This window comes from Chitinophaga nivalis (genome assembly GCF_025989125.1).
GTDB classification, from domain to species: Bacteria; Bacteroidota; Bacteroidia; order Chitinophagales; family Chitinophagaceae; genus Chitinophaga; species Chitinophaga nivalis.
Genome location: NZ_JAPDNR010000001.1, coordinates 8,215,525 through 8,239,681 on the forward strand (window position 1 = coordinate 8,215,525; position 24,157 = coordinate 8,239,681).

Genomic DNA, 24,157 nt, shown 5'->3' on the forward strand with positions numbered 1-24,157 from the left:
TTTATGCTATTCAAACAAATACATTTGGATGGAATAAAATCCGGCACCATTTCGCTGGCATTCCGTAAATGGAATAAAGCTGCCGCTACTGCCGGCAGCCAGATAAAAACAAGTATCGGACTCGTTGAAATAATATCGATTAAAAAAATAGCTCCCGGCAAAATTACCGCAGCCGATGCTGTCAAAGCAGGTTATAAAGATCTCAAAGACCTGTTGGATACATTTCAAAAAATCCCCACTGGAGACATCTATAAAATCCAGGTACGCTATTATGCAGCCGATCCCCGTATTCAACTGCGCGAACAAACCGCCCTCACTACCGAAGAGATAACAACCATTAAAACCCAACTGGAACGATTAGACGCCTACAGTAAACAAGGCCCCTGGACCATCGATATATTAAAAGCTATTAAAGCTAACCCCAAGCTACGTGCCGCCGATCTCGCCATTAAAACCGGGAAAGAAAAAGATTGGCTGAAACTGAATATCCGTAAACTGAAAAACATTGGACTAACCATCAGTTACGAACCGGGGTATACCCTATCGCCACTGGGCGAAATGATACTTAAACAGTATAAGGATCCAAAGTGACTAAATGGTACATCTAAAAATATTTTTCTTAGAACCATTTTTAGATGTCATTACCTTTCACACAAACTCACTCTTATCTGTATCATCCAACACTGTTGATGTGTTTTCAAAAATGCTTAGTCCTTTTAATGATAGAAAATCTGGTGAGATAGGTAAAGTATAATTAAATCCATGAATAAAAGAATACCATTTTTTAGTTTTTTTAATAAAAAAATTTACCTTTGCTTCATAATGTGATTTTAATATCACATTAACAAAAACTCAGATTTATACTAACGCTTTATATGCGTGATTTACACTAGGACTTCCATCCTGATTAACACTTTGGCCATCAACAGCAAGTTGATGGCTTTTTATTTTCAAATTCATACACATGAATAAAGTTGTTATATTAATCGATGGACAAAACCTTTATTACAATCTAAAAGACATTAGTTTAAAAGAAAATAATATTAAATGGGACTTATTATTCTCTCATTTGATTGAGCCTGATGATAAACTAGTGAGAACCTATTGGTTCAGACCTGCCAAAATACTAGACACTTATTATACTTCAGTTAATATAAGAAATACTATTGTCTGGAAACTCCATAGAACACATACTAACAATTACCAAAGTGGGGCTCACTCCTCTATACCCAAACAAGTACTAGATGACATAGAAGATAAATCAAGGGACATAGAAAAATGGCTAGCTGATGAAAAGCAACGTTTCAATTCATTAGAATTTCAATATGATAAACTATGTCTTGAGTTTGGTGGAATTGAGTTTGTTAAAACAGGCGTTGTTAAAGTAAATCCATATAATAAAAGCTATTCGGGAGAAAAAGGTGTTGATATCTCCTTAGCTGTCAAAATGATTGCATTAAGTGTTGAAAAGAAATGTGATAAAATTATTCTGGTTAGTGGTGATTATGACTATGCAGAAGCCATAAGATACGTTAAGAATAATATGACACAGGTACATATCGTAAAAATGCATAAAGGCAACCCTCCAAAAAGCAAAAGCGTTTCACGGGATCTTATAGTATTGGCAGACAAAGTCATTGATCTTTATGAAACTGATATACATGAGAAATTCCTTAAGGGTTGTTAATGGCTAAAAAAATCATTTAGTAAACTATAATTAGAAATATTCTTACTTCTTAAAATATTATCTATCACAAGGGGGTTAAATATTAATAATAAAAAAACTCAGTCAGAATGTAATCAGATATAACAAAAAACCTCTCTTATTAGCGACCAACAAAAAAATATTGTTCCATTAGATTTACCCCCAGATTTACACTAGGATGAAATGTCCTGATTAACGCTAGGATTACGCATCTTAATGCACACCACTGCCATCAACCTTCGTGTTGATGGCATTTTCATGGCTATCCTTCTAAATATAAAAAGTCGCCATCCCAAGCGGAGGCGACTTTATTTTATAATTATCCATCGGACACTTATCCGGGATAGCTTATTTTAAAAGTATGGCGCCGTTATTTTTATTAATATTTCACCACTGACAAAGCAACGGTAAGGAGTAGAAACTATTTTCAGAAAGTAGACATAAAAAATTAACTTATGATCATGTCGGAAAAAAAACGGCTATAGGATTCGTTATTCATCTTCCTAAATAATTTTATTATACAGGCTGTTTAAAAATACGTTTAACTTCATAATGAAGGATATTAATGAATGTAGCATTCCGGTTATTGATTGGTTGCAAAAAGGTATAACTTCATTACAGGGGAAATGCCTGAAAGCGATTTATGTGTTGTTGATTGGTTGCAAAAAGGTATAACCTCATTTACCAGCACGACTTCTGGAAAGCTTGGACAGTTGTTGATTGGTTGCAAAAAAGGTATAACATCATTTCGTTACCGGTTACATGGGAATTGAAATGTGTTGTTGATTGGTTGCAAAAAAAGTATAACATCATTTATTTCTGGTTCCATTACATACATATCAGCGTTGTTGATTGGTTGCAAAAAAGGTATAACTTCATTCTTCTGACATTTTTCGCCGCTGTTGTGACTGTTGTTGATTGGTTGCAAAAAAGGAATAACTTCATTTCAAAAAGATTAAAGGCGTGTTACTTGCGCGTTGTTGATTGGTTGCAAAAAAGGAATAACTTCATTAGTATCTCACCAAATCCCTACAAGCCAGACTATTACAGCAGCTCTCCCATTAAAAATTCTGCTGCCATTCTTCAACATTTCTTCAAAAATTTCCATTTTTCACCATCCTGTCAAAAAGCCAACCAGGAAGTAATGCATTAAATACATCATCGGGATATCTATACACCATTCTTTCAAAATCCCGCTCCTGCCTTTACAGTGGCCATTATGAAATAATCATTAACTCCACCCCTAGCTGTTCTCCTTTCCGAAAAAAGCCCACACCTTTGCTGCGCCATAATAGCAAGACAACTACTAAGCCTACTAACTGCTTAATTTTAAAAGAAGCCACCGCATCAGCACAACGCAACTATGCTGATACGGTGGCTTCGCCTATTGCAGGCGTACATGGAGCACTGCCGTATTAATTATTCGGAAGCTGATTAAAATTGATTGCAGGCGGCGTACCCGTCGCGGTACGGTCGTAGGTCTGGCCTACGCTGTTGCCTACCTGCCGGAAGCCACCGCTGAACATATAGAAGAAATTATTCTCCAGGCCTGCGCCGAGGTCATACCGTTGGTGTGACGTCTCATTGGCGGTGGTGGTGAAAGATGCCTTCGTCAGTTCTATCCAGGTACCGGCAGTAGTGCAAACCCATTGATTGCCGTAACGGGCTTTGAAGAAATTGTTGCCGTTATCGGAATAGTTTTCCACAAAAGAATAGAGGCCGCCGAGCAGCTGTCCGTTCGTTTTGGATTTATCCCATTGGGCAATGAGTTTCCAGGAACCCGTTTCCGGCGCATAGAAGTAGCCGGTAAAAATGGTGTGCGTGCCTGATGCTTCCGCATGTACCAGCAACTTATACGTGTTGCCGGTGATCCAGGGGAATTTCAGGTAGCTTTGTCCGCCGGAGCCTTCATTACCGAAAGCGTTGTGTGTAACATTGGCGCCTTTCTTCACCAGTGTTACGGCGTAGTCGGCGGGTATTTCATTGGGGTCGTTGGTATTGTAGTTACTCCAGATAGAAAACAATACGCGCCTTTCGGTAGGACTGTTTACCTGAATCCCGAAATAACCATCCCAGAAACCATTGGTCATGTAATAGGCGTACAATGGATCGGCGCCGGCAGGTACATATATTTCATTATAGAACCAGGCTACCGCGGTATTCGGTGGCACGGGGTACGACAGATGTGTAGCCGGTGCACCGCGATATTGACTGCGGTTGTATTTAAGACCAATGCTGCTGGTGATGACCGCCGACTGTATATCCGGCAGATAAGTGCCGTTTTTCGTGGCGGCCTTAATTTCCAGGCAGTGATAACCGGTAGTGGTAATGTTGAACGTACCGGCGTTGAGGGTAACGTAGCTGTTGGTCTGGTTCACGACTACGTTGGTAGCCGTGCCGCTGCTATCGAGTCGTATTCTCAACGTATTGGCGCCTCCGGGAGCTTTAACGCGCAGTTTCACCGTAATGCTGCCAGTGGACAAGGCATTGAAAAACACGCGCGTAAATCCGCTGGAATCGGTCCAGGCGCCTAACCCCGATGAAGAGATGCTGCCATAACCATTGCTTTGATCTTTGGGGTATACATACCCGTTGCTGTAGAGTGTCACCGTATCTGTAACGGCCAGCAGAGCTGCTGCTTTCTGTGCACCGGTATCATCACCCGGATTTTTCAGTTCACTGTTGTTGAATTTTGCACAGGCGCCTGTCAAAGCCAGGGCCAGCAAAATCAGGGGAAATTTTTTCATGAGTGTTCGTGGATTTTGGTGAAATATATACTTAAGTGCTCCATGTAAGGGTAAACGTATCTCACTATCGTTGCCGGAGGCGGCCAGGTTATCATAACAAACACGATTAAAAGTATTCTTTACACTTTTAAAAAAGAAGAACGCCGGTTTTTTATGGAGAAAAAATGACAGAGGGTTGCAAACGAAAAAACCGGTTTAAAAGCAGGATGCTTTCAAACCGGTTTTTAATCAGTTCCTGTTATATAATAAGTATACTATTCTTCCATCATGTTCATGACTACGCTTACTACATCTTCCGGATTAGGTTTGGAGAAGTAGTCGCCGTCGGTACCGTAAGCCGGGCGATGTGCCTGTGCACTCAGGGTGCGTGGCGCCACATCCAGCCATCTGTAACCACCTTGTTTTTCCATCACCTGCTGGAACATGTAAGCAGTAGCACCACCCGGAACGTCTTCATCTACAAAGAGGATACGGTTGGTTTTCTGCAATGATTTCACAATGTCATGGTTGATATCGAAAGGCAGTAAGGTCTGTACGTCTATCAGTTCGCAGGAAACACCCATTTCTTCCAGGGTCACGATGGCATCTTCTACTACACGGGTAGTAGAACCATAGGTGACGATGGTTACATCGGTACCTTCCTTCAATACTTCCGGAATACCCAATGGTACCGTGTAGGTCTCGAGGTTAGCAGGTAATTTCTCTTTCAGGCGGTAGCCATTCAGGGATTCAATCACCAGCGCCGGTTCGTTGGCCTGTAACAGGGTATTGTACATACCGGCTGCCTGTACCATATTACGCGGTACGCATACGTGTATACCACGCAGGGAGTTGATGATCATACCCATCGGAGAACCACTGTGCCAGATACCTTCGAGGCGATGGCCACGGGTACGTACAATGATCGGGCAGTGCTGGCCACCTTTGGTACGGTATTGCAGCGTAGCCACATCATCGCTGAGGGGTTGCAGTCCGTACAGCAGGTAATCGAGGTATTGGATTTCGGCAATCGGCCGTAAGCCGCGCAATGCCATCCCGATACCTTGTCCGATGATGGTCAGCTCCCGTATGCCGGTATCGGCTATACGCAGCTTACCATGTTTCTGCTGTAAACCGGCGAAGGCCTGGTTTACATCTCCGATCTTACCTACATCTTCCCCGAAAGCAAATACTTTGGAGTTGTTGGTGAAGAGCTGATCAAAATATTTATTCAGGATCTCGTAGCCATTCAGGGTAATGCTGTCATCGTCATAGGTAGCCGGAACAACCGGTACATTGAGCACATCATTTACGCCGGTGGCATGTAAGAAAGAGTTGTAGTTATCTTTTTGCTCCAGCAGGTAACGCTGGTAGTAGTGTTGCAACGCCTGTAGTGCAGGTTCATTGCTCAGGTGCCGGTGGCGGTTGAGGATAGCAGCAGCGGCTTTCAGGATATCGCGGCGTTGTGGTTCGCGGTTAGCCTGCAGTTCGCGGATGTTTTTGTTCACCACTTCTTCCTCTACACCAGCTACCGCAGTGACGGTACCTGCCAGGGTGATGAATTCCTGTACCTGAGATTTAATAGGGGTGATATATTTCTCCCAGGCTTGTTTACGGGCGTCCTGTGCTTTTGTTTTTGCGTTGGCCTCTATTTCCACGAGGGTCGCTTCATCGCACAGGGCGTTTTCCAGAATCCAGGAACGCATTTTCAGGTTACAATCGAATTCTTTTTCCCAGGATAAACGTTCCTTGCTTTTGTAGCGTTCGTGGGAACCACTGGTAGAGTGGCCTTGTGGCTGTGTGATCTCTTCCACATGGAACAGCGCAGGTATGTGGGTTTCACGTATTTTGCGGATAGCCGCTTCAAACACTTCACACATGCCGGCGTAATCCCAGCCTTTTACATTGTAGATATCGAAGCCGTTGGAACCGTCGGTTTTACGGAATCCTTCCAGGGCGGCGCTGATAGAATTTTTAGTGGTCTGGTATTTACGGGGAACGGAAATACCGTAACCGTCATCCCAGACAAAAACTGCTAATGGTACCTGTAATACCCCTGCCGCATTCATGGTTTCCCAGAAATGACCTTCAGAAGTAGAGGCGTCACCGATCGTAGCAAAACAGATTTCATTGCCGTTTTCAGACAGTCCTTTTAACTCATGCAGTGTTTCCACTTCGCGGAATATTTTGGAGGCATAAGCCAAACCCAGTGCACGGGGCATCTGGCCGGCAGTAGGCGCCATATCCGCAGCAGAGTTTTTCATAGCGGTCAGGTTCAACCAGTTGCCATCCTTATCAAGATTAGGGGTGGCAAAGTGGGAGTTCATCTGACGGCCGGCGGAAAACGGATCGTTTTCCAGATTGGGGTCTGCATATAACTGCGAAAAAAATTGTTCGGGCGTAGCGATACCAGTGGCAAAGGCAACAGTTTGGTCGCGGTAGTAACCGGAGCGAAAGTCTCCAGGCTGAAAATATTTGGACATCGCAATCTGCGCCACTTCCTTTCCATCTCCAAAAATGCCAAATTTAGCCTTACCTGTAAGCACTTCCTTACGGGCCAGCAGACTGATTTCCCTGCTGTCGCAGGCCAACCTGTAGTCATGTAATACTTCCTTGCGGAATTCTTCGAATGACAACCGGCTTTCTATATTCATAGCTAGTTCGTTATTTTCTATCATGCCTCTTGGTTAAAGCACAAAAGTAAGGTTAATTATACAGTTGAAAAACGGCTGGAAATCTTCCTTTTAAAATAATCTGATTTTTTTTAATAAGAATTTAATAAATTGTAAGGTAACTATTACTTTTTGGCCGTAAATTTGTAAACGGCAAGAAAGATATTTATATTTTTTAACCCGTCGCTTTAAAACCATCATATGAAAATGAAAAAATTCATCTTATCCCTGTTTGCGAGCATGCTGCTGACAACAGCCTTGTGGGCACAATCAGCACAGACTTCACCAGCTGATACCAAAGTAAAATTTGCCAAAGAAACAGTTGATTTCGGTAAAACTGATTTAAACAAACCTGTTACAGTTGATTTCGAATTCACCAACATTTCTAAAGAGCCGGTATTAATCGAAGCGGCACGTGCGAGCTGCGGTTGCACTACACCAAAATGGACTCAGGAGCCTATCCTGCCAGGTAAAAAAGGAAAAATCACTGCCAACTACAGCGCTAACGGCCTGGGTCAGCAAAATAAAACCATCTGGGTTAAGTTCAGAGGTATCGACCAGGATAAAGAGTTGCATCTGACCGGTACGGTTGGTTCCAACAACTAATTTATCAAGCTAGCCAATAAAGATATTTTAAAGCCTTATAGCTCATCGCTATAAGGTTTTTTGTTGCCCATTACCCCTATCTTTGCATCGCAAAAAAGATCAAAACAATTTTATGCCTACCATTAGTCAGAGAGGTGTGCAAATGCCACCATCTCCTATCAGAAAGCTCGTTCCGTACGCCGAAGCAGCAAAGAAAAGGGGTGTTAAAGTGTATCACCTGAATATCGGACAACCGGATATTGAAACACCGAAAATGGTGCTGGATGCCGTGCGTCATTCCGATTTCAAAGTCCTGGAGTACAGCCACAGTGCCGGTAATGAAAGTTACCGCCGGAAGCTGACTTCCTACTACGAAAGGTTTAACATTGCCGTGAACCACAACCAGATCATTGTAACCACCGGTGGTTCTGAAGCGATCATCTTTGCGTTTATGGCCTGCCTGGATCCGGGAGACGAAGTAATTGTTCCGGAGCCTTTCTATGCCAACTACAATGGTTTTGCGGTAGAAGCAGAAATTAAGATCAAGACGATTACATCCAGCATTGAATCCGGCTTTGCCTTACCGGCGATGGAAGCTTTTGAACAAGCGATCACTCCGCGTACCAAAGCGATCATGATCTGTAATCCGAATAACCCTACCGGTTACCTGTACAGCCGGGAAGAAATGGAAGTATTAAAGCAACTGTGCCTGAAATACAACCTGTTCCTGTTTTCTGATGAGGCTTACCGGGAGTTTTGCTACAGCGGCGAACATTTTTCCGCGATGAACCTGGAAGGTCTGGAAGAAAATGTGATCCTGATGGATACCATTTCCAAGCGTTACAGTGCCTGCGGTGGCCGTATTGGTGCTTTTGTGACCAAGAATCAGTCTGTACTGGATGCAGCTATGAAGTTTGCCCAGGCCCGTCTGAGTCCTCCTTCCTTTGCACAGATTGCCGGTGAAGCTGCAGTAGATCTGCCACTGGATTATTTCGATGGTATTAAGGCTGAGTACCTGAGCCGCCGCGATATCCTGGTTAAAATGCTGAACGAGATTCCGGGCGTATTTTGTCCGAATCCGGGTGGTGCTTTCTATGCGATGGCCCGTTTACCGATTGATGATTCCGATACGTTCTGTCAGTGGATACTGGAGTCCTTCTCTCATGAAGGTGAAACCGTGATGATGTCGCCTGGTACCGGCTTTTATGCCACGCCTGGTTTAGGTAAGCAGGAGGTGCGGATGGCTTATGTGTTGAATACCGAAGCTATTCGTCATGCGATGGTCTGCCTGGAAAAAGCGTTGGAAGTTTATCCAGGTCGTACTGCCAAATAAAATTTTTACAAAAGCAAGGATTGGATTTGGATAAGCAGGAAGCGGAAATACATTATAATTAATTTTATATATATTTTTTAATCGCAAAATGCTTTTTTCAACTTACAAACCTTGCTTTTTCTTATTTTATTTTGTAGATTTGATATAGAATTACCACTATTAATCCAATATTAATTAATAGTTAAAAATATTTACATATACGATAGTCGGCAGAATCTAAACTTGTTTAAGAAAAATTTAACCTGCAGAATTTCTTGATACGTAGATTTGGTCCGACCTTTGAATTATAATTACAGACAAAGATTTATCAGCAATCTGTAAAAAGTCAAAGATTAACTAAAACGTTTTAGCATAATATCGTATTTTTGTATCAGTTTTTCATAACGTGGAATTTATAAAGGCAAACGGCTCTGATCACAGAGCCGTATTTTTTTGTCCTAACCATCCGTATTTCTACGCAATTCGCGCCTTTCCCGAAAATTTTCCGTATTGGCTTCCTGCTATAACCTACTTTTTTTATAATATTGTTCTGTAATAAAACGGCGAGAAAAGCTATGCACCCGCATAGTTATTTCGTTTGTTTTCATAACGTGGAATTTAAAATACAACGGTCCCGATTCCTCGGGACCGTCTTCATTAACAGCGGTCAGCTGTACTATATTTTGGACAAAGCGATAACTATGCCTTGTGTGCTTTAATCAACTCAAAGAAATCATCAAACAGATAACGGCTATCGTATGGACCAGGGGTTGATTCCGGGTGATACTGTACGCTGAAAGCCGGTTTGTTTTTGATACGGATACCTTCTACAGAATTATCATTCAGGTTGATGTGAGTAACTTCCACATTTTCGCTGGCTGCCACCGCAGCTGCATCTACTGCAAATCCGTGGTTCTGGGTGGTAATCTCGCACAAACCTGTTTTCAGGTTTTTCACCGGATGATTTAACCCGCGGTGACCGTGGTGCATTTTGTAGGTAGGGATACCATTGGCCAGGGCCAGTAACTGATGTCCGAGGCAGATACCAAACAGCGGCTTTTCAGCAGCCAGGATCTGTTTTACGGTTTCTACCGCATATTTCAACGGAGCCGGATCGCCGGGGCCATTGGAAATAAAGTAAGCATGCGGTTTAAACTGCTCGCAGTCCTCGAACTTTGTATCTGTCGGAAATACCTGCAGGTAAGCACCTTTCTCAGACAAACATTTCAGCATATTACGTTTAACGCCGTTGTCCAATACCGCAATGCGGATCTCAGCATTCGGGTCGCCCACGTTGTACGCTTCTTTGGTTGTCACTTCCTGACACAGCGCCAGTCCTTCCATAGAAGGTACTTTCGCCAGTTCCGTTTTCAACTGCTCTACATCCAGTATTTCGGAAGAAATGATGCAGTTCATAGCGCCTTTGCTGCGGATATGAGACACCAGTGCGCGGGTATCTACATCATAAATGGCTACCAGGTTATTATCGGTCAGGAACTTTTCCAGGGACTCGTCTGCCATTTTCCTGGAATAGTTGTGCGCGATATTTTTAGCGATCAAACCACTGATCTTTACACTGCTGCTTTCTACGTCCTCTTTTTTGGTGCCGTAGTTACCGATGTAGCAGTTGTTCATGATCAGTACCTGTCCTTTGTAAGAAGGGTCCGTAAACACTTCCTGGTAACCCGTCATACCGGTATTGAAAGCTAATTCACCGGCTGCAGTGCCAATTTTTCCAAAAGCTTTTCCCTGAAAAACCGTACCGTCGTCTAACAACAGGATGGCAGGTTGGATGGTTCTTGTCTGAGGCATTTCTGGTATCTGTTCTTGTTTTATATTTTAAAAAAAACCTTCAAGGGAGTATACGCCCTGAAGGTTCGGATAAAAAACCGTGCAAAGTTATGAAATGCAACAGTTAAATGCAGATTTTTTTTATCATTACCCGTTAAATCTTAACGGATAGCCTGTATCATATGTTATATTACCGGATGCTAATAGATTTCAGTACCCTTTGTGCCACCTGCTGCCCTATTTCATCATCGTCGCGGTAGTCGAGGTGAATCTGCCAGCGGTTAACGCCCCGCACCACCACCAGGTTGCGGAAAGCAAGCCGGATAGCCCCCTTGTACAGGTAATTTCCTTCCTCCAATACACCAGGCAGACCGGAAATCAGCACGGGCACCGATTTACATTGAATATCCGTGATCTCTCCTTCAGTTTGCATCTTATTATGGGAAGCCGTTACCGCCAGTTCCAGGTTGTTGGCCACATTAGGCACATAACTATACATATTTACCCGGATCTGGATGCCGCTGCCATCTTCATTCCGGTAGCTTTTAGCATAGGCTGTTATCTGTGCTTCTTCTGCTTCCAGCGGTTGGTCATGTATCCACAATTTCACGGGCGTAGCGATCTCCAATGCCTGGCGGCCAATAGTCACGGTTGGCCAGCTGCTATACAGGCAGGCTTTGGGTACTTTCGCATAAAACAGGGTAAATACGGCCCTTTTGCCAAATAAAGTGCCTGCGGTAGCGATCAGCAGAGTAAATATGCTGAAGAACAAGATCAGCTTTCCCCTGTTTGTAGGAGCAAATTGCCGTTGCAGCCAGGGGCGGAATACTTGTTTTTTAATTTTTTTAGGGGAGATGCCCACCTGCTGCCGGTACTCTTCAAAACAAGCCAGGGGATGGTCTTTACGCCAGTCGGAAAAGGTATTGGACATTTTTTTGCCACATTGCTCGCAAAAGGTCAGGTATTCAGATTTCAGTAGGTTGGAATGAGCGCAATGATCACATTTCAGGTATTTCATAGGGAGATAATTAAAGAGGCTATGTAATATTACGAAATTTATGCATTTATATAAGCATAAAAAAAGGACAAAGCCAGGCTTTGTCCTTTTTTATATCGTAAAATAAAACTATTCAGCTGTTTTCTCTTCAGCAGCGTTATCTGCTTTAGGTTCAGTAGCAGCATCGTCCGCTTTTTTCTTAGCACCACCGGCACGACGAGTTTTCTTAGCAGGAGCTTTTTCAGTAGTTGTACCGTAGATTTCGTTGAAATCAACCAGTTCAATCATCGCAACCTCTGCATTATCCCCGTGACGTTTGCCTAATTTAATGATACGGGTGTAACCACCAGGACGGTTAGCTATTTTCTCACTGATTGTACCAAACAGTTCTTTGATAGCTTCTTTATCCTGCAGGTAGCTGAACACGATTCTGCGGTTGTGGGTAGAATCGTTTTTACCTCTTGTCAGCAGTGGTTCAACGTATACACGTAAAGCTTTCGCTTTAGCCAGTGTAGTGTTGATACGTTTGTGGCTGATCAGTTCGCAAGCCAGATTGGACATCAGGGCTTTACGGTGAGAGGCAGTTCTGCTTAATTTGTTTAATTTAACTCCGTGACGCATGACATTTGTTGTTTTACCCCTTACACCGTGTCAGGAATTGTAAGGTACTTATTTGAAAATGATGAATTACGAGGGAAGATTTTCCCCTACGGGTTAGGTAGTGTTCCGGCTTCCGTTCGCAACGGTTTATACTATTCTTCTTCCAGTTTCAGTTTAGACAGATCCATACCGAAGTGCAGACCTCTCTCACCCAATACCTGTTCAATTTCGCTGAGGGATTTCTGGCCGAAGTTTCTGAACTTCATCAGTTCTTCCTGTTCGTATTGTACCAGTTCGCTCAGTGAGTTGATTTTTGCTGCTTTCAGACAGTTGAATGCACGCACACTCAGATCGAGATCTTCCAGTGGTGTTTTCAGGATCTTACGCAGCTGCAGTGTTTGTTCATCTACCACATCTTCTTTCTCAGTATCTTTTGTATCAAAGCTGATGTTTTCATCAGTAATGATCATCAGGTGCTGGATGAGGATACGGGAAGCTTGTTTCACTGCTTCTTCCGGGTGGATTGTACCGTCTGTGATAACCTCCATGATGAGTTTCTCATAGTCCGTTTTTTGTTCCACACGGGTATTTTCTATGCTATACTTTACGTTTTTGATAGGCGTAAAGATAGAGTCAATAGCGATGTAGCCAAATACTGCATCTTTGGGTTTGTTTTCCTCAGCTGGCACATAACCACGACCTTTGCCGATAGTTAATTCGATATCCAGCTTAGCGGAAGGATCCAGGGTGCAAATCAGCAGTTCCGGATTCATAATCTGGAAAGCACTGGTGGCTTTTTCGATCATATCAGCACGGAATTCGGTTTTACCCTTGATAGACAGTGAAATCTTTTCGTTCGCTACATCGCCATCAGAAATTTTCTTGAAACGAACCTGTTTCAGGTTCAGGATAATCTCAGTAACGTCTTCAGTCACACCTTTCAGTGTAGCAAACTCGTGATCAGCACCTTCAATCTTGATACCCACAATGGCATAGCCCTCCAAAGAAGACAACAGTACGCGACGCAACGCATTACCGATAGTCACAGCATAACCTGGTTCTAATGGACGGAATTCGAATTGAGCTTCAAAGTCGGTTGACTTCTGCAAAACGATCTTATCAGGTTTCTGGAAATTTAAAATTGCCATTGATATGATAGATTTATTTGATTAAATATGAGGTAAGTCCATGACCTGACGGCCATGGACCACTTATTTATTACTTAGAGTACAATTCTACAATCAGTTGCTCCTTGATGTTCTCAGGAACGCTCTCTCTCTCAGGATAAGCAATGAATACACCTTTCATTTCTTTCTCATTCCAGTCTAACCAGCTGAATTTAGGATTTTTTCCACGAATAACACTGGTCAGTGCAGTATTGTTTGCGGTTTTGTTTTTCAGGCTGATAACATCTCCTGGTTTCAGTTGGAAAGAAGGAGTGTTTACAACGATACCGTTAACGGTAACGTGTTTGTGGGAAACCAGCTGACGGGCAGCAGGACGGGAAGGAGCAATACCCAGACGGAAAACTGTGTTATCCAGACGGGCTTCGAGCAGTTTAATCAATACCTCACCGGCAACACCTTTTCTACGGGTAGCTTCGTCAAACAGATTACGGAATTGTTTTTCCAACAGACCGTAAGTGTATTTTGCTTTCTGTTTTTCTCTCAGCTGCAGTGCGTATTCGCCTAATTGTTTGCGTTTACGGTTAGCACCATGCTGACCCGGAGGGTTACTGTTTTTACCTAAATATTTACCATTACCTAAAATGGGTTCGCCAAAAATTCTGGAAATTTTGGTCTTTGGTCCTGTGTACCTTGCCATGTTTGAATATACTTTAGATTTTTTAGTTAATGATGTATGCTCTTCAAAAAATCTGAAAACCTGATCATACACCCAGTTGTAAATAATAAACTACAAACTCCAGATACCAAACTTCGTATGAAATCTGGTATCTGGAATCTGCGGATATATATTCCTAAACTCTTCTTTTCTTAGGAGGACGGCAACCGTTGTGAGGTAAAGGCGTAACGTCTTTAATCATGCTCACTTCGATACCTGTATTGGCGATAGCACGGATTGCGCTTTCACGACCAGCACCCGGACCTTTAACAAATACGTCTGCTCTTTTCAGACCGGCATCCATAGCAACCTTCGCAGCATCCTGTGCAGCCAGCTGTGCAGCATACGGAGTATTCTTTTTAGAACCTCTGAAGCCCATTTTACCGGCAGAAGACCAGGAAATAACCTGACCATGCTTGTTGGTAATGCTAACAATGATGTTGTTAAAGCTAGCAGAGATGTGTACATCTCCGTAGTTGTCTACTTTTACTACCCTCTTTTTATTAGCAGCAGTTTTTGTATTATTTGCTTTTGCCATAATTATTTAAATTCCAAATATGAAATTCCAGATCCCAAATTTTCACGACACACCGTCATTGAAACCCCCTCTGATTTGGAATTGGGATTTCAACCTGGGATTTTATTTACTATTTCTTAGTTGCTTTTTTCTTACCAGCCACTGTCTTACGTTTACCTTTACGGGTACGGCTGTTGGTACGTGTACGCTGACCTCTTACCGGTAAGCCTTTCCTGTGACGCAGACCGCGGTAACAAGCGATATCCAGCAGACGCTTGATATTCATTTGTACTTCAGAACGCAGTTGACCCTCTACCTTAAACTCGCCGTTGATAATGTTACGGATGGCGGCTTGTTCATCGTCATTCCATTCCCGCACTTTTTTGTTTACATCGATTTCCGCCTTGTTCAGGATATATTGGGCGGTAGAACGGCCTATACCGAAAATATAGGTGAGGCCAATTTCTCCTCTTTTATTTTTAGGAAGATCTATACCGGCTATACGTGCCATATTTCTATTTTAGATTTTATGATTCTGATTAAAAAATCAAATTCCGTACGGGAACCGATTAACCCTGACGTTGTTTAAAACGAGGATTCTTTTTGTTGATCACCAACAGAACACCTTTTCTACGAACTATTTTACAATCCGCACTTCTTTTTTTGATTGCAGCTCTTACCTTCATGATTATTATTTTATAAAAGGTTATGTTTATTGCTTGTTAAACGCTTCTCCGCTTTAGTTATAAGCGCCGCGCTTATTTGTATCTGAAAATTATACGGCCTCTTGACAAATCGTATGGGCTCATCTCTACTCCTACCTTGTCTCCTGGCAGAATGCGTATGTAGTGCATTCTCATTTTTCCAGAAATGGTAGCCAGGATTTCATGCCCATTTTCCAATTTTACACGGAACATAGCGTTCGACAAGGCTTCTAATATAATTCCATCCTGTTTAATGAGTGCCTGTTTTGCCATAAAAATTTTTAGGACTGCAAAGATAGCATTTATCTTTTGAAATAGAAAAATTTACCTTAATTATTATTATTATTGCCAGTTTTTGTGTTAAAACCTGCCTGTTTAGTCGTTAAATACCTCTAATATTAGACAAATCCACTATTGAGTATTAGTAGTTTGTGTTCAATTCCGGGTTATTTTTTTCTGCTATTTCGATATCTGCATAGGTGGATAAAATATCCGGCCGGCCCTTTCCTACTGCTACGGTGTGTTCAAAGTGCACAGAAGGACTCTTGTCGCGGGTAACTACTGTCCAGCCATCCTCCAGGTACTCTACATCCTTGGTACGCAGGTTGATCATCGGCTCAATGGCAATCACCAGTCCTTCCTTCATCACCGGACCACTACCCCGTTTACCGTAGTTAGGGACCTGTGGATCTTCGTGCAGGTTTCTGCCCAGGCCATGCCCTACCAGCTCCCTTACCACGCCGTAACCACGCTCTTTCTCTGTATATTCCTGGATCGCATAGGAAATATCTCCTACACGGTTGCCCACGATAGCCTTCTCAATACCTTTATAAAGCGCTGCTTTGGTAGCAGCCATCAGCCGCAGTACATTGTCGGCTACTTTACCGATGGCGAAAGTATAGGCACTGTCTGCGTGATAGCCGTTCATATAAACACCTACATCCACAGTCAGAATATCCCCATCTTTCAACACGTATTTGTTTGGAATACCGTGCACTACTTCCTCGTTAACAGAAATACAGCATGCATTCGGGAACCCCTTATAATTTTTGAAAGAAGGAGTGGCGCCATTTTCCACAATAAACTGGTCTGCCACTGCATCCACGTCGAGTGTTGTCATACCCGGCTTGATTGCTTTCGCAACCTCGGCCAGGGAAGCACTCAGCAGCAGGGCGCTTTTACGCATCAGCTCAATCTCTTCCTTCGTCTTATAATGAATCATAACAATCCTTATTACTTTAGCTGTCAACAGTTAGTGATCAGCACTATTCAAAAAATAATATAGCCACTAAAGCAGAAAGCTTCTGTGGCTATTTTATTGCTATTGTCCGCATAGCGCACAATTACTTACGCGTTAGCCGGGGCAGTTCTGCCTTTGATTCGGCCGGTGCTCATGAGACCATCGTAATGGCGCATCAGGAGCTGGCTTTCAATTTGTTGCAGTGTGTCCAGGATTACGCCCACCATGATCAGCAGGGAAGTACCACCGAAGAAGGTAGCAAAGTTGCTGTTCACTTTAAACGCAGCTGCCACACCAGGCAGAATACCTACCATTGCCAGGAAGAATGCTCCGGGCAAGGTAATACGGTCCATTACAGCGCCGATATAATCTGCAGTAGATTTACCGGGTTTAACGCCAGGAATAAAACCGTTATTACGTTTCATTTCATCCGCCATTTGTGTAGGGTTGAAAATCAACGCCGTATAGAAATAAGTAAATACGATTACAAGTACAGCATAGATTACATTGTACCAACCATTGGTATGGTCGCTGAAGATCCTGATGAAACCGGAAGCACTTTCAGAAGAAGTAGCAAAACCGATCAGGGTAGCAGGTATAAACATAATCGCCTGGGCAAAGATGATAGGCATTACACCGGCAGCATTCACTTTCAGTGGAATGAACTGGCGTACACCACCATATTGTTTATTGCCCACAATACGTTTGGCGTAGTTAACCGGTATTTTACGGGTACCCTGCACCAACAGGATGAGCCCTACCGTAATTAAGATAAAGATTGCGATTTCTATCAGGAACAGGATAGGACCACCCGCATCACCTGCTACCTTGCTGTAGAATTCTGCAATAAGTGCCTGTGGCAACCGGGCCAGGATCCCCATCATGATGATGATGGAAGTACCATTACCGATCCCTTTGTCTGTGATTTTCTCACCCAGCCACATTACAAACAGGGTACCTGCCGTAAGTACGATGGTAGTGGAAAGCCAGAAGAAAAAGGTGCCATATTCAGGAATAATAGCGCCACCGGACTGATTACGCAGATAAGCTACGTAAGCGCTCGCCTGGAAACCTGTTACTATTACTGTGAGATAACGGGTATACTGGTTAATCTTCTTGCGACCGCTTTCACCTTCCTTTTGCAGTTTCTGGAAATATGGCACTGCTATCGTCAGTAACTGGATAGCAATGGATGCGGAAATGTAGGGCATGATACCCAATGCAAATATGGAGGCCCTTGAAAACGATCCGCCGGCAAACATGTTAAACAACCCCAAAATCCCCTGATTAGAATTCTTTTCAAAGTTGGTGAGGGCGTTTGCATCGATGCCGGGCAAAGCGATATAGGATCCTACGCGGTAGATGAGGACCAGGAGCAGGGTGGTAAGGATGCGGTTACGCAGGTCCTCAATACTCCAGATATTCTTAATCGTTTCGATAAATTTCTTCACAGGAAGATAAAGGTTTAATAGCGCTATTAAATATGAAAAGACGCACTACTCCGTAGGCGTCTCCTCAGTCGTAAAGTCTTATACCAGTTCTACTGATCCACCTGTTGTTTCGATGGCCTGTTTAGCTTTCTCACTGATCGCGTTCACTTTAACAGTAACCTTGGTTTTGAGTTCGCCGTTAGCGAGGATCTTAACTTTAGCTGTTCTGTTAATCAAACCATTCATGAACAGAGTTTCCAGATTGAACTCCTGGAGACCATATTTCTCAACTAAATGATCTAACTGGCCCAGGTTAAAGATGGTGTATTCTTCGCGGTTGTTGTTTTTGAAACCACGTTTAGGCATACGACGCTGAATGGGCATCTGGCCACCTTCGAAGCCTCTTTTGCTAGCATAACCAGCACGTGACTGGATACCTTTGTTACCTTTTGTAGCGGTACCACCTTTACCGGAAGCCTCACCACGTCCGAGACGTTTTTCTTTATGTACAGCGCCTTTTGCAGGCTTTAATGAATGCAGATTCATAATTAATTGTTTTTACTTACGCGGAAATTAACCGCTCGCATTGTAAATGTAAAGTGTGAATAGTAAAGTTACAAATGTAAAAGTAAGATTATCAATAGACAATCCCACAGCAGTGTTACTAAGCGTTCACTGTTTCCACCTTTACCAGGTGATTTACTTTGGTAACCATACCCAGGATCTGAGGAGTAGCTTCTACTTCAACAGTAGCGTGCATTTTAGTCAGGCCCAGTGCCTTCAAGGTCAGTTTCTGCCTCTCAGGACGGTCTATACCACTTTTCACTTGAGTGATCTTAATCTTTGCCATAAACCCCTATCCGCCAAAGGCGGAGTAATTTAATTGTTAATGAATGAGTTTCAAAATATTGCGGAAAATACGATCGCGTTGCCGCGTTGGTATTTATTAACCGTTGAAAACTTTTTTCAGGGAAATGCTTCTGGTTCTTGCTACGCTGATTGGCTCACGTAACATACCCAGTGCTTTGAAGGTAGCTTTTACCACGTTGTGTGGGTTAGCAGAACCTAAAGATTTAGCCAGTACGTCTGTTACACCAGCGCTTTCCAGCACCGCACGCATAGAACCTCCGGCGATTACACCAGTACCATGAGCAGCTGGTTTAATCAACACTTTGGCAGCGCCTTCTTTCGCAAACTGATCGTGAGGAATAGTACCATGCATAACCGGAACCTTGATCAGGTTCTTCTTAGCATCGTCTATACCTTTGGTGATCGCTTGTTGTACTTCTTTAGCTTTACCCAGGCCATGACCTACAACACCGTTTTCGTTACCTACAACTACCAGTGCGGAAAAACTAAAAGTACGACCGCCTTTAGTGGTTTTAGTAACACGGTTGATCGCCACCACTTTCTCTTTCAGCTCCAGATCACCAGCCTTTACTTTATTGAATGAATTCTTTGCCATTTTATTTTATAAGAATTACTTGTTCAGAATTATAAAATTCGGACCTCGTGATTAAAACTGAAGACCGCCTTCTCTTGCTCCGTCAGCTACGCTTTTTACGCGGCCATGATATAAATATCCACTTCTGTCGAAAATGCATTTGGTGATACCCAGTGCTACTGCTTTCACAGCTACTGCTTTACCTACCAGTACAGATTTTTCAGATTTAGTACCTTGCTGGGCTTTGATATCCTTATCACGGGAAGAAGCTGAAGCCAGGGTAGTGCCATTGGTATCATCAATCAATTGCACATAAATATCGCTATTGCTGCGAAATACAGATAATCTTGGTGCTGATGCAGTGCCGGAGATTTTCTTACGGATGCGATAGCGGATCTTCTGTCTCCTGTTAACTTTTGTGCTCATTTTGAGTTTTATTTTATATATCCCGATGCTGCCGGGATAGCTGTTAAAACCAACTAATCAGCTTTTACAAGCTGATTAGCCGGTTAAAAATTTTTATTTACCAGCTGATTTACCAGCTTTCTTACGTACCACTTCATCACTGTAGCGAACACCTTTACCTTTGTAAGGCTCTGGTTTGCGGAGGCTACGGATTTTCGCAGCAACCTGACCCAGTAATTGTTTATCGATACTTTCCAGCATGATCTTAGGGTTCTGACCTTTTTCAGTTAAGGTAGCTACCTTCAGTTCGCTAGGAACTTCGAAAACGATATTGTGAGAGTAACCCAGTGCCAGATCCAGCAACTGACCGTTGTTTGCGGCTTTATAACCCACACCCACCAGTTCCAGTTGTTTCTTGTAACCTTCTGTTACACCGTGAACCATGTTGGCCAGCAAAGCGCGGTATAAACCGTGGAGAGCTTTGTGACGGATCTGGTCAGTAGGGCGGATAACGTTTAACACACCGTCCTGCACTTCTACCTTGATATCCCGGTCGATGCTTCTTTTCAGTTCACCTTTCGGGCCTTTTACGGTAACTTCATTAGCTGGAGAAACAGTAACTGTAACGCCACTTGCTAACTTAATAGGACTTCTTCCTATACGTGACATAACTTTAAATTTAAAGTTGATTATTGATATTGTTTCAGTTATCCGTGTTCAGCGCCGTATAGAAAGCTTAATTGTCAGATAACGTCAAACGCGATTTATTGGCCGCATAACAGCCAATAAATCAATATATTAATATACGTAGCAAACTACTTCGCCACCTACGTTTTGAGCTTTTGCTTCTTTATCGGTCATTACACCTTTAGAAGTGGAGATGATCGCCACGCCCAGACCGTTCTTCACACGTTTAAACTCTTCCGGTTTAGCGTATTGACGCAGACCTGGACGGCTTATACGTTGGATTTCTTTAATAGCGGGCTCTTTAGAGATGGGATCGTATTTCAAAGCGATTTTGATAACGCCTTGTTTATTATCTTCTTCGAATTTGTACTTCAGGATATAACCTTTATCGTACAGAATTTCTGTAATACGTTTTTTCAGCTTGGAAGCCGGTATTTCCACAATCCTGTGGGTGGCCATTTGCGCGTTCCGGATTCTAGTCAGGAAGTCTGCTATTGGATCAGTAACCATTGTCGAATAGTTTGATGATGTTTACAATGCGATATCCAATCAGTAATTAGATGGGACTCAAATAACTTTCTTACTTGGGAGAACGGGTCTCCTGTTTTGATTTTACCAGCTGGCTTTTCTTACGCCAGGGATTTTACCTGCGAGAGCCAGGTCACGGAACATGTTCCTGCAGAGACCGAAATGACGCATGTATCCTTTAGGACGACCTGTCATCTGGCATCTGTTTTTCAGACGAACCGGAGAAGCGTTCTTAGGCAGTTGATCCAGTGCAGTGTAGTCACCGGCAGCTTTCAGTGCAGCACGCTTTTCAGCGAATTTTGCTACTAATGCTTCTCTTTTTCTTTGTCTGGCTTTTACGGATTCTTTTGCCATAATTATATTATCGTTTCGATTTACTGATTATCTTTTTTCATGTTCCTGAAAGGCATACCCATTTCTTTCAGCAGCTCGTAAGCTTCTTCGTTGGTAGTAGCCGTAGTAACGAAAGTAATATCCATACCGGACATTTTAGTTACTTTATCGATATCGATCTCAGGGAAGATGATTTGTTCAGTGATACCCATGGTGTAGTTACCACGACCGTCAAAAGCTTTTTCGTTCACACCTTTGAAGTCACGTACACGTGGCAGGGATACAGCGATCAAACGATCCAGAAAATCATACATCATAGTGCTGCGCAGTGTAACACGAGCACCAATCGGCATGTTTTTTCTCAGTTTAAAGTTGGAGATATCCTTTTTAGATAAAGTAGCGATAGCTTTCTGACCGGAAATACGGGTCATTTCGTCTACAGCGATATCTACCAGTTTTTTGTCACCTACTGCACCATTAATACCCTGGTTCAAACAAATTTTTACCAGGCGGGGAACCTGCATTACACTTTTGTAGTTGAATTTCTTCATCAGTGCAGCCTTTACTTCGTCCTTATATTTGGACTGCAGTCTCGGAGTATATTTAGTGTTTGACATTATTTAATTTCCTCCCCTGATTTTTTAGCGATACGAATTAATTTACCGTTTTCTCTCTGCCTGTTAACTCTGGTTGGTTTACCAGCTTTGGCATCCCACAGCATAACGTTGGAGATAGCTATAGGAGCTTCTTGCTTAACAATACCGCCTTTGGTATTCTGGGCAGTGGGCTTTGTGTGTTTGGTAATAATGTTAACGCCTTCTACAAGAATGCGGGCTTTATCCGGCTGAACTTCCAGCACTTTACGTGGCTTCGTTCTGTCCTTATCGTCACCTGCAATTACCGCAACCAGGTCGCCCTTCTTAATGTTGAATTTAGGCTTAAATCTAGTTTTCATTACTTTGATTTATTTATAAACGCCAAGCGAAACTACTGTTTCGCTTGATTAATGTTTTTTCTCGTTTTGCAAACGGGCTGCAAAGATAAGAAATATTTTCAGATTTCTTGATTTTGAGATTTTTTGGTGAAATCCACCGGAAAGGTCTCAAAATCAAGAAATCCCAATAACTTATAATACCTCAGGAGCGAGGGAGATAATTTTCATATAACCCTTGTCTCTCAGCTCACGGGCAACCGGACCGAAAATACGGGTACCGCGAGGTTCGTCTGAGTTATTGAGCAGTACAACCGCGTTGTCATCGAAACGGATATAAGAACCGTCTTTACGACGTAATTTGTTCTTGGTTCTTACGATTACGGCTTTGGTAACCATCCCTTTTTTCACACCACCACCAGCGATTGCGTCCTTTACAGTAACTACAATTTTATCGCCAACCTTAGCGTAGTCCTGACCGGAGTTACCTAACACGCGGATGCAAAGTACTTCTTTGGCACCGCTGTTGTCAGCTACACTCAGTCTTGATTCTTGTTGTATCATCGTAATGAGATTTGAGTTTGTTTAGTCAGCGGCTGAAACCGGGATTGCCGGCCGCAGCTTGAAACAAATAAATAATTATTTTACTTTTTCGATAATTTCTACCAATCTCCAGCATTTATTTTTGCTCAGAGGACGGGTTTCCGCGATTTTCACGGTATCACCGATGCTGCACTCGTTTTTATCGTCGTGCGCCATGAACTTGGTAGTTTTTTTAACGAATTTACCATAGATCGGGTGCTTTACCTTACGCTCCACCTTAACAGTGATGGTTTTATCCATTTTGTTGCTGGCAACCACACCAATCCTGGTTTTTCTTAATTTTCTTTCGGTCGTCATTGTTGAAAGTATTTAACCCTCCGTGAAGAGGTCATAAATTTTGTTATACTAATGCTATCTAGCAATCTGCCGGGGCAGATTACGGATTTAGAAGCCCAGTTGTCTTTTACGCAGTTCAGTATGCATACGTGCGATATCGCGTCTTACTGCGCGAATGCTCATCGGATTTTCGATTGGCGTAATTGCATGACCGAATGTCATCTTCTTCAAGCGGAGTTCCTCTGCAGAGATTTTCTCTTTCAGGTCTTGTTCGCTCAGGCCTTTCAGATCCAGCTTTTCTTTTGCCATTGTATTTAATTTGGTTCGGTTGGCTGCCGGAGCAGTTATCCGAATTTTATTAGTTTAAATGAGTACCAGTAATTAAGCAACGAAATCGCGGCTTGTTACAAATTTTACTTTAATGGGCAGTTTCTGAGCTGCGAGTTCCATTGCTTCTTTCGCTACCTGTAAGGGAACGCCGTCTGCTTCAAATAAAATTCTGCCTGGCTTTACTACTGCTGCCCAATGGTCAGGAGCACCTTTACCTTTACCCATCCTTACTTCCAAAGGCTTAGCAGTGATAGGTTTGTCAGGGAATATGCGGATCCATACGTTACCTTCACGTTTCATATGCCTGGTCAGCGCCACACGGGCAGCTTCGATCTGCCTGTCAGTGATCCACTTAGGTTCTAATGCTTTAAGACCGAAAGTACCAAAGGAGAGGGTAGCGCCTCTTTTAGCGTTCCCTTTGATGCGGCCTTTGTGCATCTTCCTGTGTTTCGTTCTTTTTGGCTGTAACATCGTCTATATTGTTAATGTTAATAGTAAT

Annotated in this window: 30 protein-coding genes; 4 read left to right on the top strand and 26 right to left on the bottom strand. The window is 42.8% G+C overall.

Annotation, left to right across the window (positions count from 1 at the left end; genetic code table 11):
• The first annotated feature begins 24 nt into the window (after nt 1-24).
• Both OL444_RS30250 and OL444_RS30255 read left to right on the top strand, forming a co-directional pair.
• Nucleotides 25-591: a hypothetical protein gene (locus OL444_RS30250; RefSeq protein WP_264727066.1), complete on the top strand. Its 567-nt coding sequence runs from the start codon at nt 25-27 to the stop codon at nt 589-591.
• Between the two features lie 373 nt (nt 592-964).
• A complete protein-coding gene (locus OL444_RS30255; protein ID WP_264727064.1) occupies nt 965-1,687 on the top strand; it encodes an NYN domain-containing protein in 723 nt (240 codons plus the stop codon).
• Nucleotides 1,688-3,120: 1,433 nt separating this feature from the next.
• Here the strand turns inward: OL444_RS30255 and OL444_RS30260 are convergent.
• Together OL444_RS30260 and OL444_RS30265 are read right to left on the bottom strand one after the other, a co-directional pair.
• On the bottom strand, nt 3,121-4,452 hold the full coding sequence (locus OL444_RS30260; protein WP_264727062.1) for a DUF3472 domain-containing protein: 1,332 nt from the start codon (nt 4,450-4,452) through the stop codon (nt 3,121-3,123).
• A gap of 254 nt (nt 4,453-4,706) precedes the next feature.
• Complete coding sequence (locus OL444_RS30265; protein WP_264752047.1) at nt 4,707-7,085, bottom strand: alpha-ketoacid dehydrogenase subunit alpha/beta; 2,379 nt, start codon at nt 7,083-7,085, stop codon at nt 4,707-4,709.
• Nucleotides 7,086-7,304: 219 nt separating this feature from the next.
• On the opposite strand from OL444_RS30265, the gene OL444_RS30270 reads away from it, so the two are divergent.
• Both OL444_RS30270 and OL444_RS30275 read left to right on the top strand, forming a co-directional pair.
• A complete protein-coding gene (locus tag OL444_RS30270) occupies nt 7,305-7,709 on the top strand; it encodes a DUF1573 domain-containing protein (protein WP_264752048.1) in 405 nt (134 codons plus the stop codon).
• A gap of 112 nt (nt 7,710-7,821) precedes the next feature.
• On the top strand, nt 7,822-9,021 hold the full coding sequence (locus tag OL444_RS30275; protein WP_264727057.1) for a pyridoxal phosphate-dependent aminotransferase: 1,200 nt from the start codon (nt 7,822-7,824) through the stop codon (nt 9,019-9,021).
• A 678-nt stretch (nt 9,022-9,699) separates the two neighbouring features.
• Here OL444_RS30275 and carA read toward each other — a convergent pair.
• From carA to rplP, 24 genes are all read right to left on the bottom strand, one after another.
• Complete coding sequence (gene carA / locus OL444_RS30280) at nt 9,700-10,812, bottom strand: glutamine-hydrolyzing carbamoyl-phosphate synthase small subunit (RefSeq protein ID WP_264727055.1); 1,113 nt, start codon at nt 10,810-10,812, stop codon at nt 9,700-9,702.
• A 169-nt stretch (nt 10,813-10,981) separates the two neighbouring features.
• A complete protein-coding gene (locus OL444_RS30285) occupies nt 10,982-11,809 on the bottom strand; it encodes a hypothetical protein (RefSeq protein ID WP_264727053.1) in 828 nt (275 codons plus the stop codon).
• Nucleotides 11,810-11,917: 108 nt separating this feature from the next.
• Nucleotides 11,918-12,409, bottom strand: a complete 492-nt coding sequence (rplQ, locus tag OL444_RS30290; RefSeq protein WP_264727052.1) for a 50S ribosomal protein L17 — start codon at nt 12,407-12,409, stop codon at nt 11,918-11,920.
• 131 nt (nt 12,410-12,540) lie between these two features.
• A complete protein-coding gene (locus OL444_RS30295; RefSeq protein ID WP_264727050.1) occupies nt 12,541-13,536 on the bottom strand; it encodes a DNA-directed RNA polymerase subunit alpha in 996 nt (331 codons plus the stop codon).
• A gap of 70 nt (nt 13,537-13,606) precedes the next feature.
• Nucleotides 13,607-14,212 (bottom strand): 30S ribosomal protein S4, encoded by a 606-nt coding sequence (gene rpsD, locus OL444_RS30300; protein ID WP_264727048.1) that lies wholly within the window; start codon nt 14,210-14,212, stop codon nt 13,607-13,609.
• A 154-nt stretch (nt 14,213-14,366) separates the two neighbouring features.
• The gene (rpsK, locus tag OL444_RS30305) at nt 14,367-14,768 is read right to left on the bottom strand and encodes a 30S ribosomal protein S11 (protein ID WP_264727046.1); all 402 of its coding nucleotides are present in this window, start codon (nt 14,766-14,768) and stop codon (nt 14,367-14,369) included.
• A 109-nt stretch (nt 14,769-14,877) separates the two neighbouring features.
• A complete protein-coding gene (gene rpsM, locus OL444_RS30310; RefSeq protein WP_079470753.1) occupies nt 14,878-15,258 on the bottom strand; it encodes a 30S ribosomal protein S13 in 381 nt (126 codons plus the stop codon).
• A 58-nt stretch (nt 15,259-15,316) separates the two neighbouring features.
• On the bottom strand, nt 15,317-15,433 hold the full coding sequence (gene rpmJ / locus OL444_RS30315) for a 50S ribosomal protein L36 (RefSeq protein WP_073083232.1): 117 nt from the start codon (nt 15,431-15,433) through the stop codon (nt 15,317-15,319).
• A gap of 72 nt (nt 15,434-15,505) precedes the next feature.
• A complete protein-coding gene (gene infA / locus OL444_RS30320; protein WP_012789309.1) occupies nt 15,506-15,724 on the bottom strand; it encodes a translation initiation factor IF-1 in 219 nt (72 codons plus the stop codon).
• Between the two features lie 148 nt (nt 15,725-15,872).
• Nucleotides 15,873-16,673: a type I methionyl aminopeptidase gene (gene map, locus OL444_RS30325; protein ID WP_264727036.1), complete on the bottom strand. Its 801-nt coding sequence runs from the start codon at nt 16,671-16,673 to the stop codon at nt 15,873-15,875.
• 125 nt (nt 16,674-16,798) lie between these two features.
• Nucleotides 16,799-18,142 (bottom strand): preprotein translocase subunit SecY, encoded by a 1,344-nt coding sequence (gene secY / locus OL444_RS30330; protein ID WP_264727034.1) that lies wholly within the window; start codon nt 18,140-18,142, stop codon nt 16,799-16,801.
• Nucleotides 18,143-18,220: 78 nt separating this feature from the next.
• A complete protein-coding gene (gene rplO / locus OL444_RS30335) occupies nt 18,221-18,667 on the bottom strand; it encodes a 50S ribosomal protein L15 (protein ID WP_264727032.1) in 447 nt (148 codons plus the stop codon).
• A 118-nt stretch (nt 18,668-18,785) separates the two neighbouring features.
• Complete coding sequence (gene rpmD / locus OL444_RS30340; RefSeq protein ID WP_264727030.1) at nt 18,786-18,971, bottom strand: 50S ribosomal protein L30; 186 nt, start codon at nt 18,969-18,971, stop codon at nt 18,786-18,788.
• A 96-nt stretch (nt 18,972-19,067) separates the two neighbouring features.
• Nucleotides 19,068-19,586 carry a 30S ribosomal protein S5 gene (gene rpsE, locus OL444_RS30345; RefSeq protein WP_264727028.1) on the bottom strand — a complete coding sequence of 173 codons (519 nt, stop codon included), beginning with the start codon at nt 19,584-19,586 and terminating at the stop codon, nt 19,068-19,070.
• 51 nt (nt 19,587-19,637) lie between these two features.
• Nucleotides 19,638-19,991 carry a 50S ribosomal protein L18 gene (rplR, locus tag OL444_RS30350; RefSeq protein ID WP_264727027.1) on the bottom strand — a complete coding sequence of 118 codons (354 nt, stop codon included), beginning with the start codon at nt 19,989-19,991 and terminating at the stop codon, nt 19,638-19,640.
• A 93-nt stretch (nt 19,992-20,084) separates the two neighbouring features.
• Nucleotides 20,085-20,639: a 50S ribosomal protein L6 gene (gene rplF / locus OL444_RS30355; RefSeq protein WP_264727025.1), complete on the bottom strand. Its 555-nt coding sequence runs from the start codon at nt 20,637-20,639 to the stop codon at nt 20,085-20,087.
• 129 nt (nt 20,640-20,768) lie between these two features.
• Nucleotides 20,769-21,167 carry a 30S ribosomal protein S8 gene (gene rpsH / locus OL444_RS30360; RefSeq protein ID WP_264727023.1) on the bottom strand — a complete coding sequence of 133 codons (399 nt, stop codon included), beginning with the start codon at nt 21,165-21,167 and terminating at the stop codon, nt 20,769-20,771.
• Nucleotides 21,168-21,269: 102 nt separating this feature from the next.
• On the bottom strand, nt 21,270-21,539 hold the full coding sequence (gene rpsN / locus OL444_RS30365; protein ID WP_264727022.1) for a 30S ribosomal protein S14: 270 nt from the start codon (nt 21,537-21,539) through the stop codon (nt 21,270-21,272).
• Nucleotides 21,540-21,559: 20 nt separating this feature from the next.
• Nucleotides 21,560-22,135 carry a 50S ribosomal protein L5 gene (gene rplE / locus OL444_RS30370; protein ID WP_264727020.1) on the bottom strand — a complete coding sequence of 192 codons (576 nt, stop codon included), beginning with the start codon at nt 22,133-22,135 and terminating at the stop codon, nt 21,560-21,562.
• Nucleotides 22,135-22,473: a 50S ribosomal protein L24 gene (gene rplX, locus OL444_RS30375; protein ID WP_264727018.1), complete on the bottom strand. Its 339-nt coding sequence runs from the start codon at nt 22,471-22,473 to the stop codon at nt 22,135-22,137. The genes rplE and rplX overlap by 1 nt, the downstream gene beginning before the upstream one ends.
• Nucleotides 22,474-22,644: 171 nt before the next feature.
• Nucleotides 22,645-23,013, bottom strand: coding sequence for a 50S ribosomal protein L14 (rplN, locus tag OL444_RS30380; RefSeq protein ID WP_264727016.1), 369 nt, complete (start codon nt 23,011-23,013; stop codon nt 22,645-22,647).
• 75 nt (nt 23,014-23,088) lie between these two features.
• Nucleotides 23,089-23,349: a 30S ribosomal protein S17 gene (gene rpsQ / locus OL444_RS30385; RefSeq protein WP_264727014.1), complete on the bottom strand. Its 261-nt coding sequence runs from the start codon at nt 23,347-23,349 to the stop codon at nt 23,089-23,091.
• A gap of 87 nt (nt 23,350-23,436) precedes the next feature.
• The gene (rpmC, locus tag OL444_RS30390) at nt 23,437-23,637 is read right to left on the bottom strand and encodes a 50S ribosomal protein L29 (RefSeq protein WP_264727012.1); all 201 of its coding nucleotides are present in this window, start codon (nt 23,635-23,637) and stop codon (nt 23,437-23,439) included.
• Nucleotides 23,638-23,709: 72 nt separating this feature from the next.
• Nucleotides 23,710-24,129 carry a 50S ribosomal protein L16 gene (rplP, locus tag OL444_RS30395; RefSeq protein WP_264727010.1) on the bottom strand — a complete coding sequence of 140 codons (420 nt, stop codon included), beginning with the start codon at nt 24,127-24,129 and terminating at the stop codon, nt 23,710-23,712.
• Nucleotides 24,130-24,157: the final 28 nt, after the last annotated feature.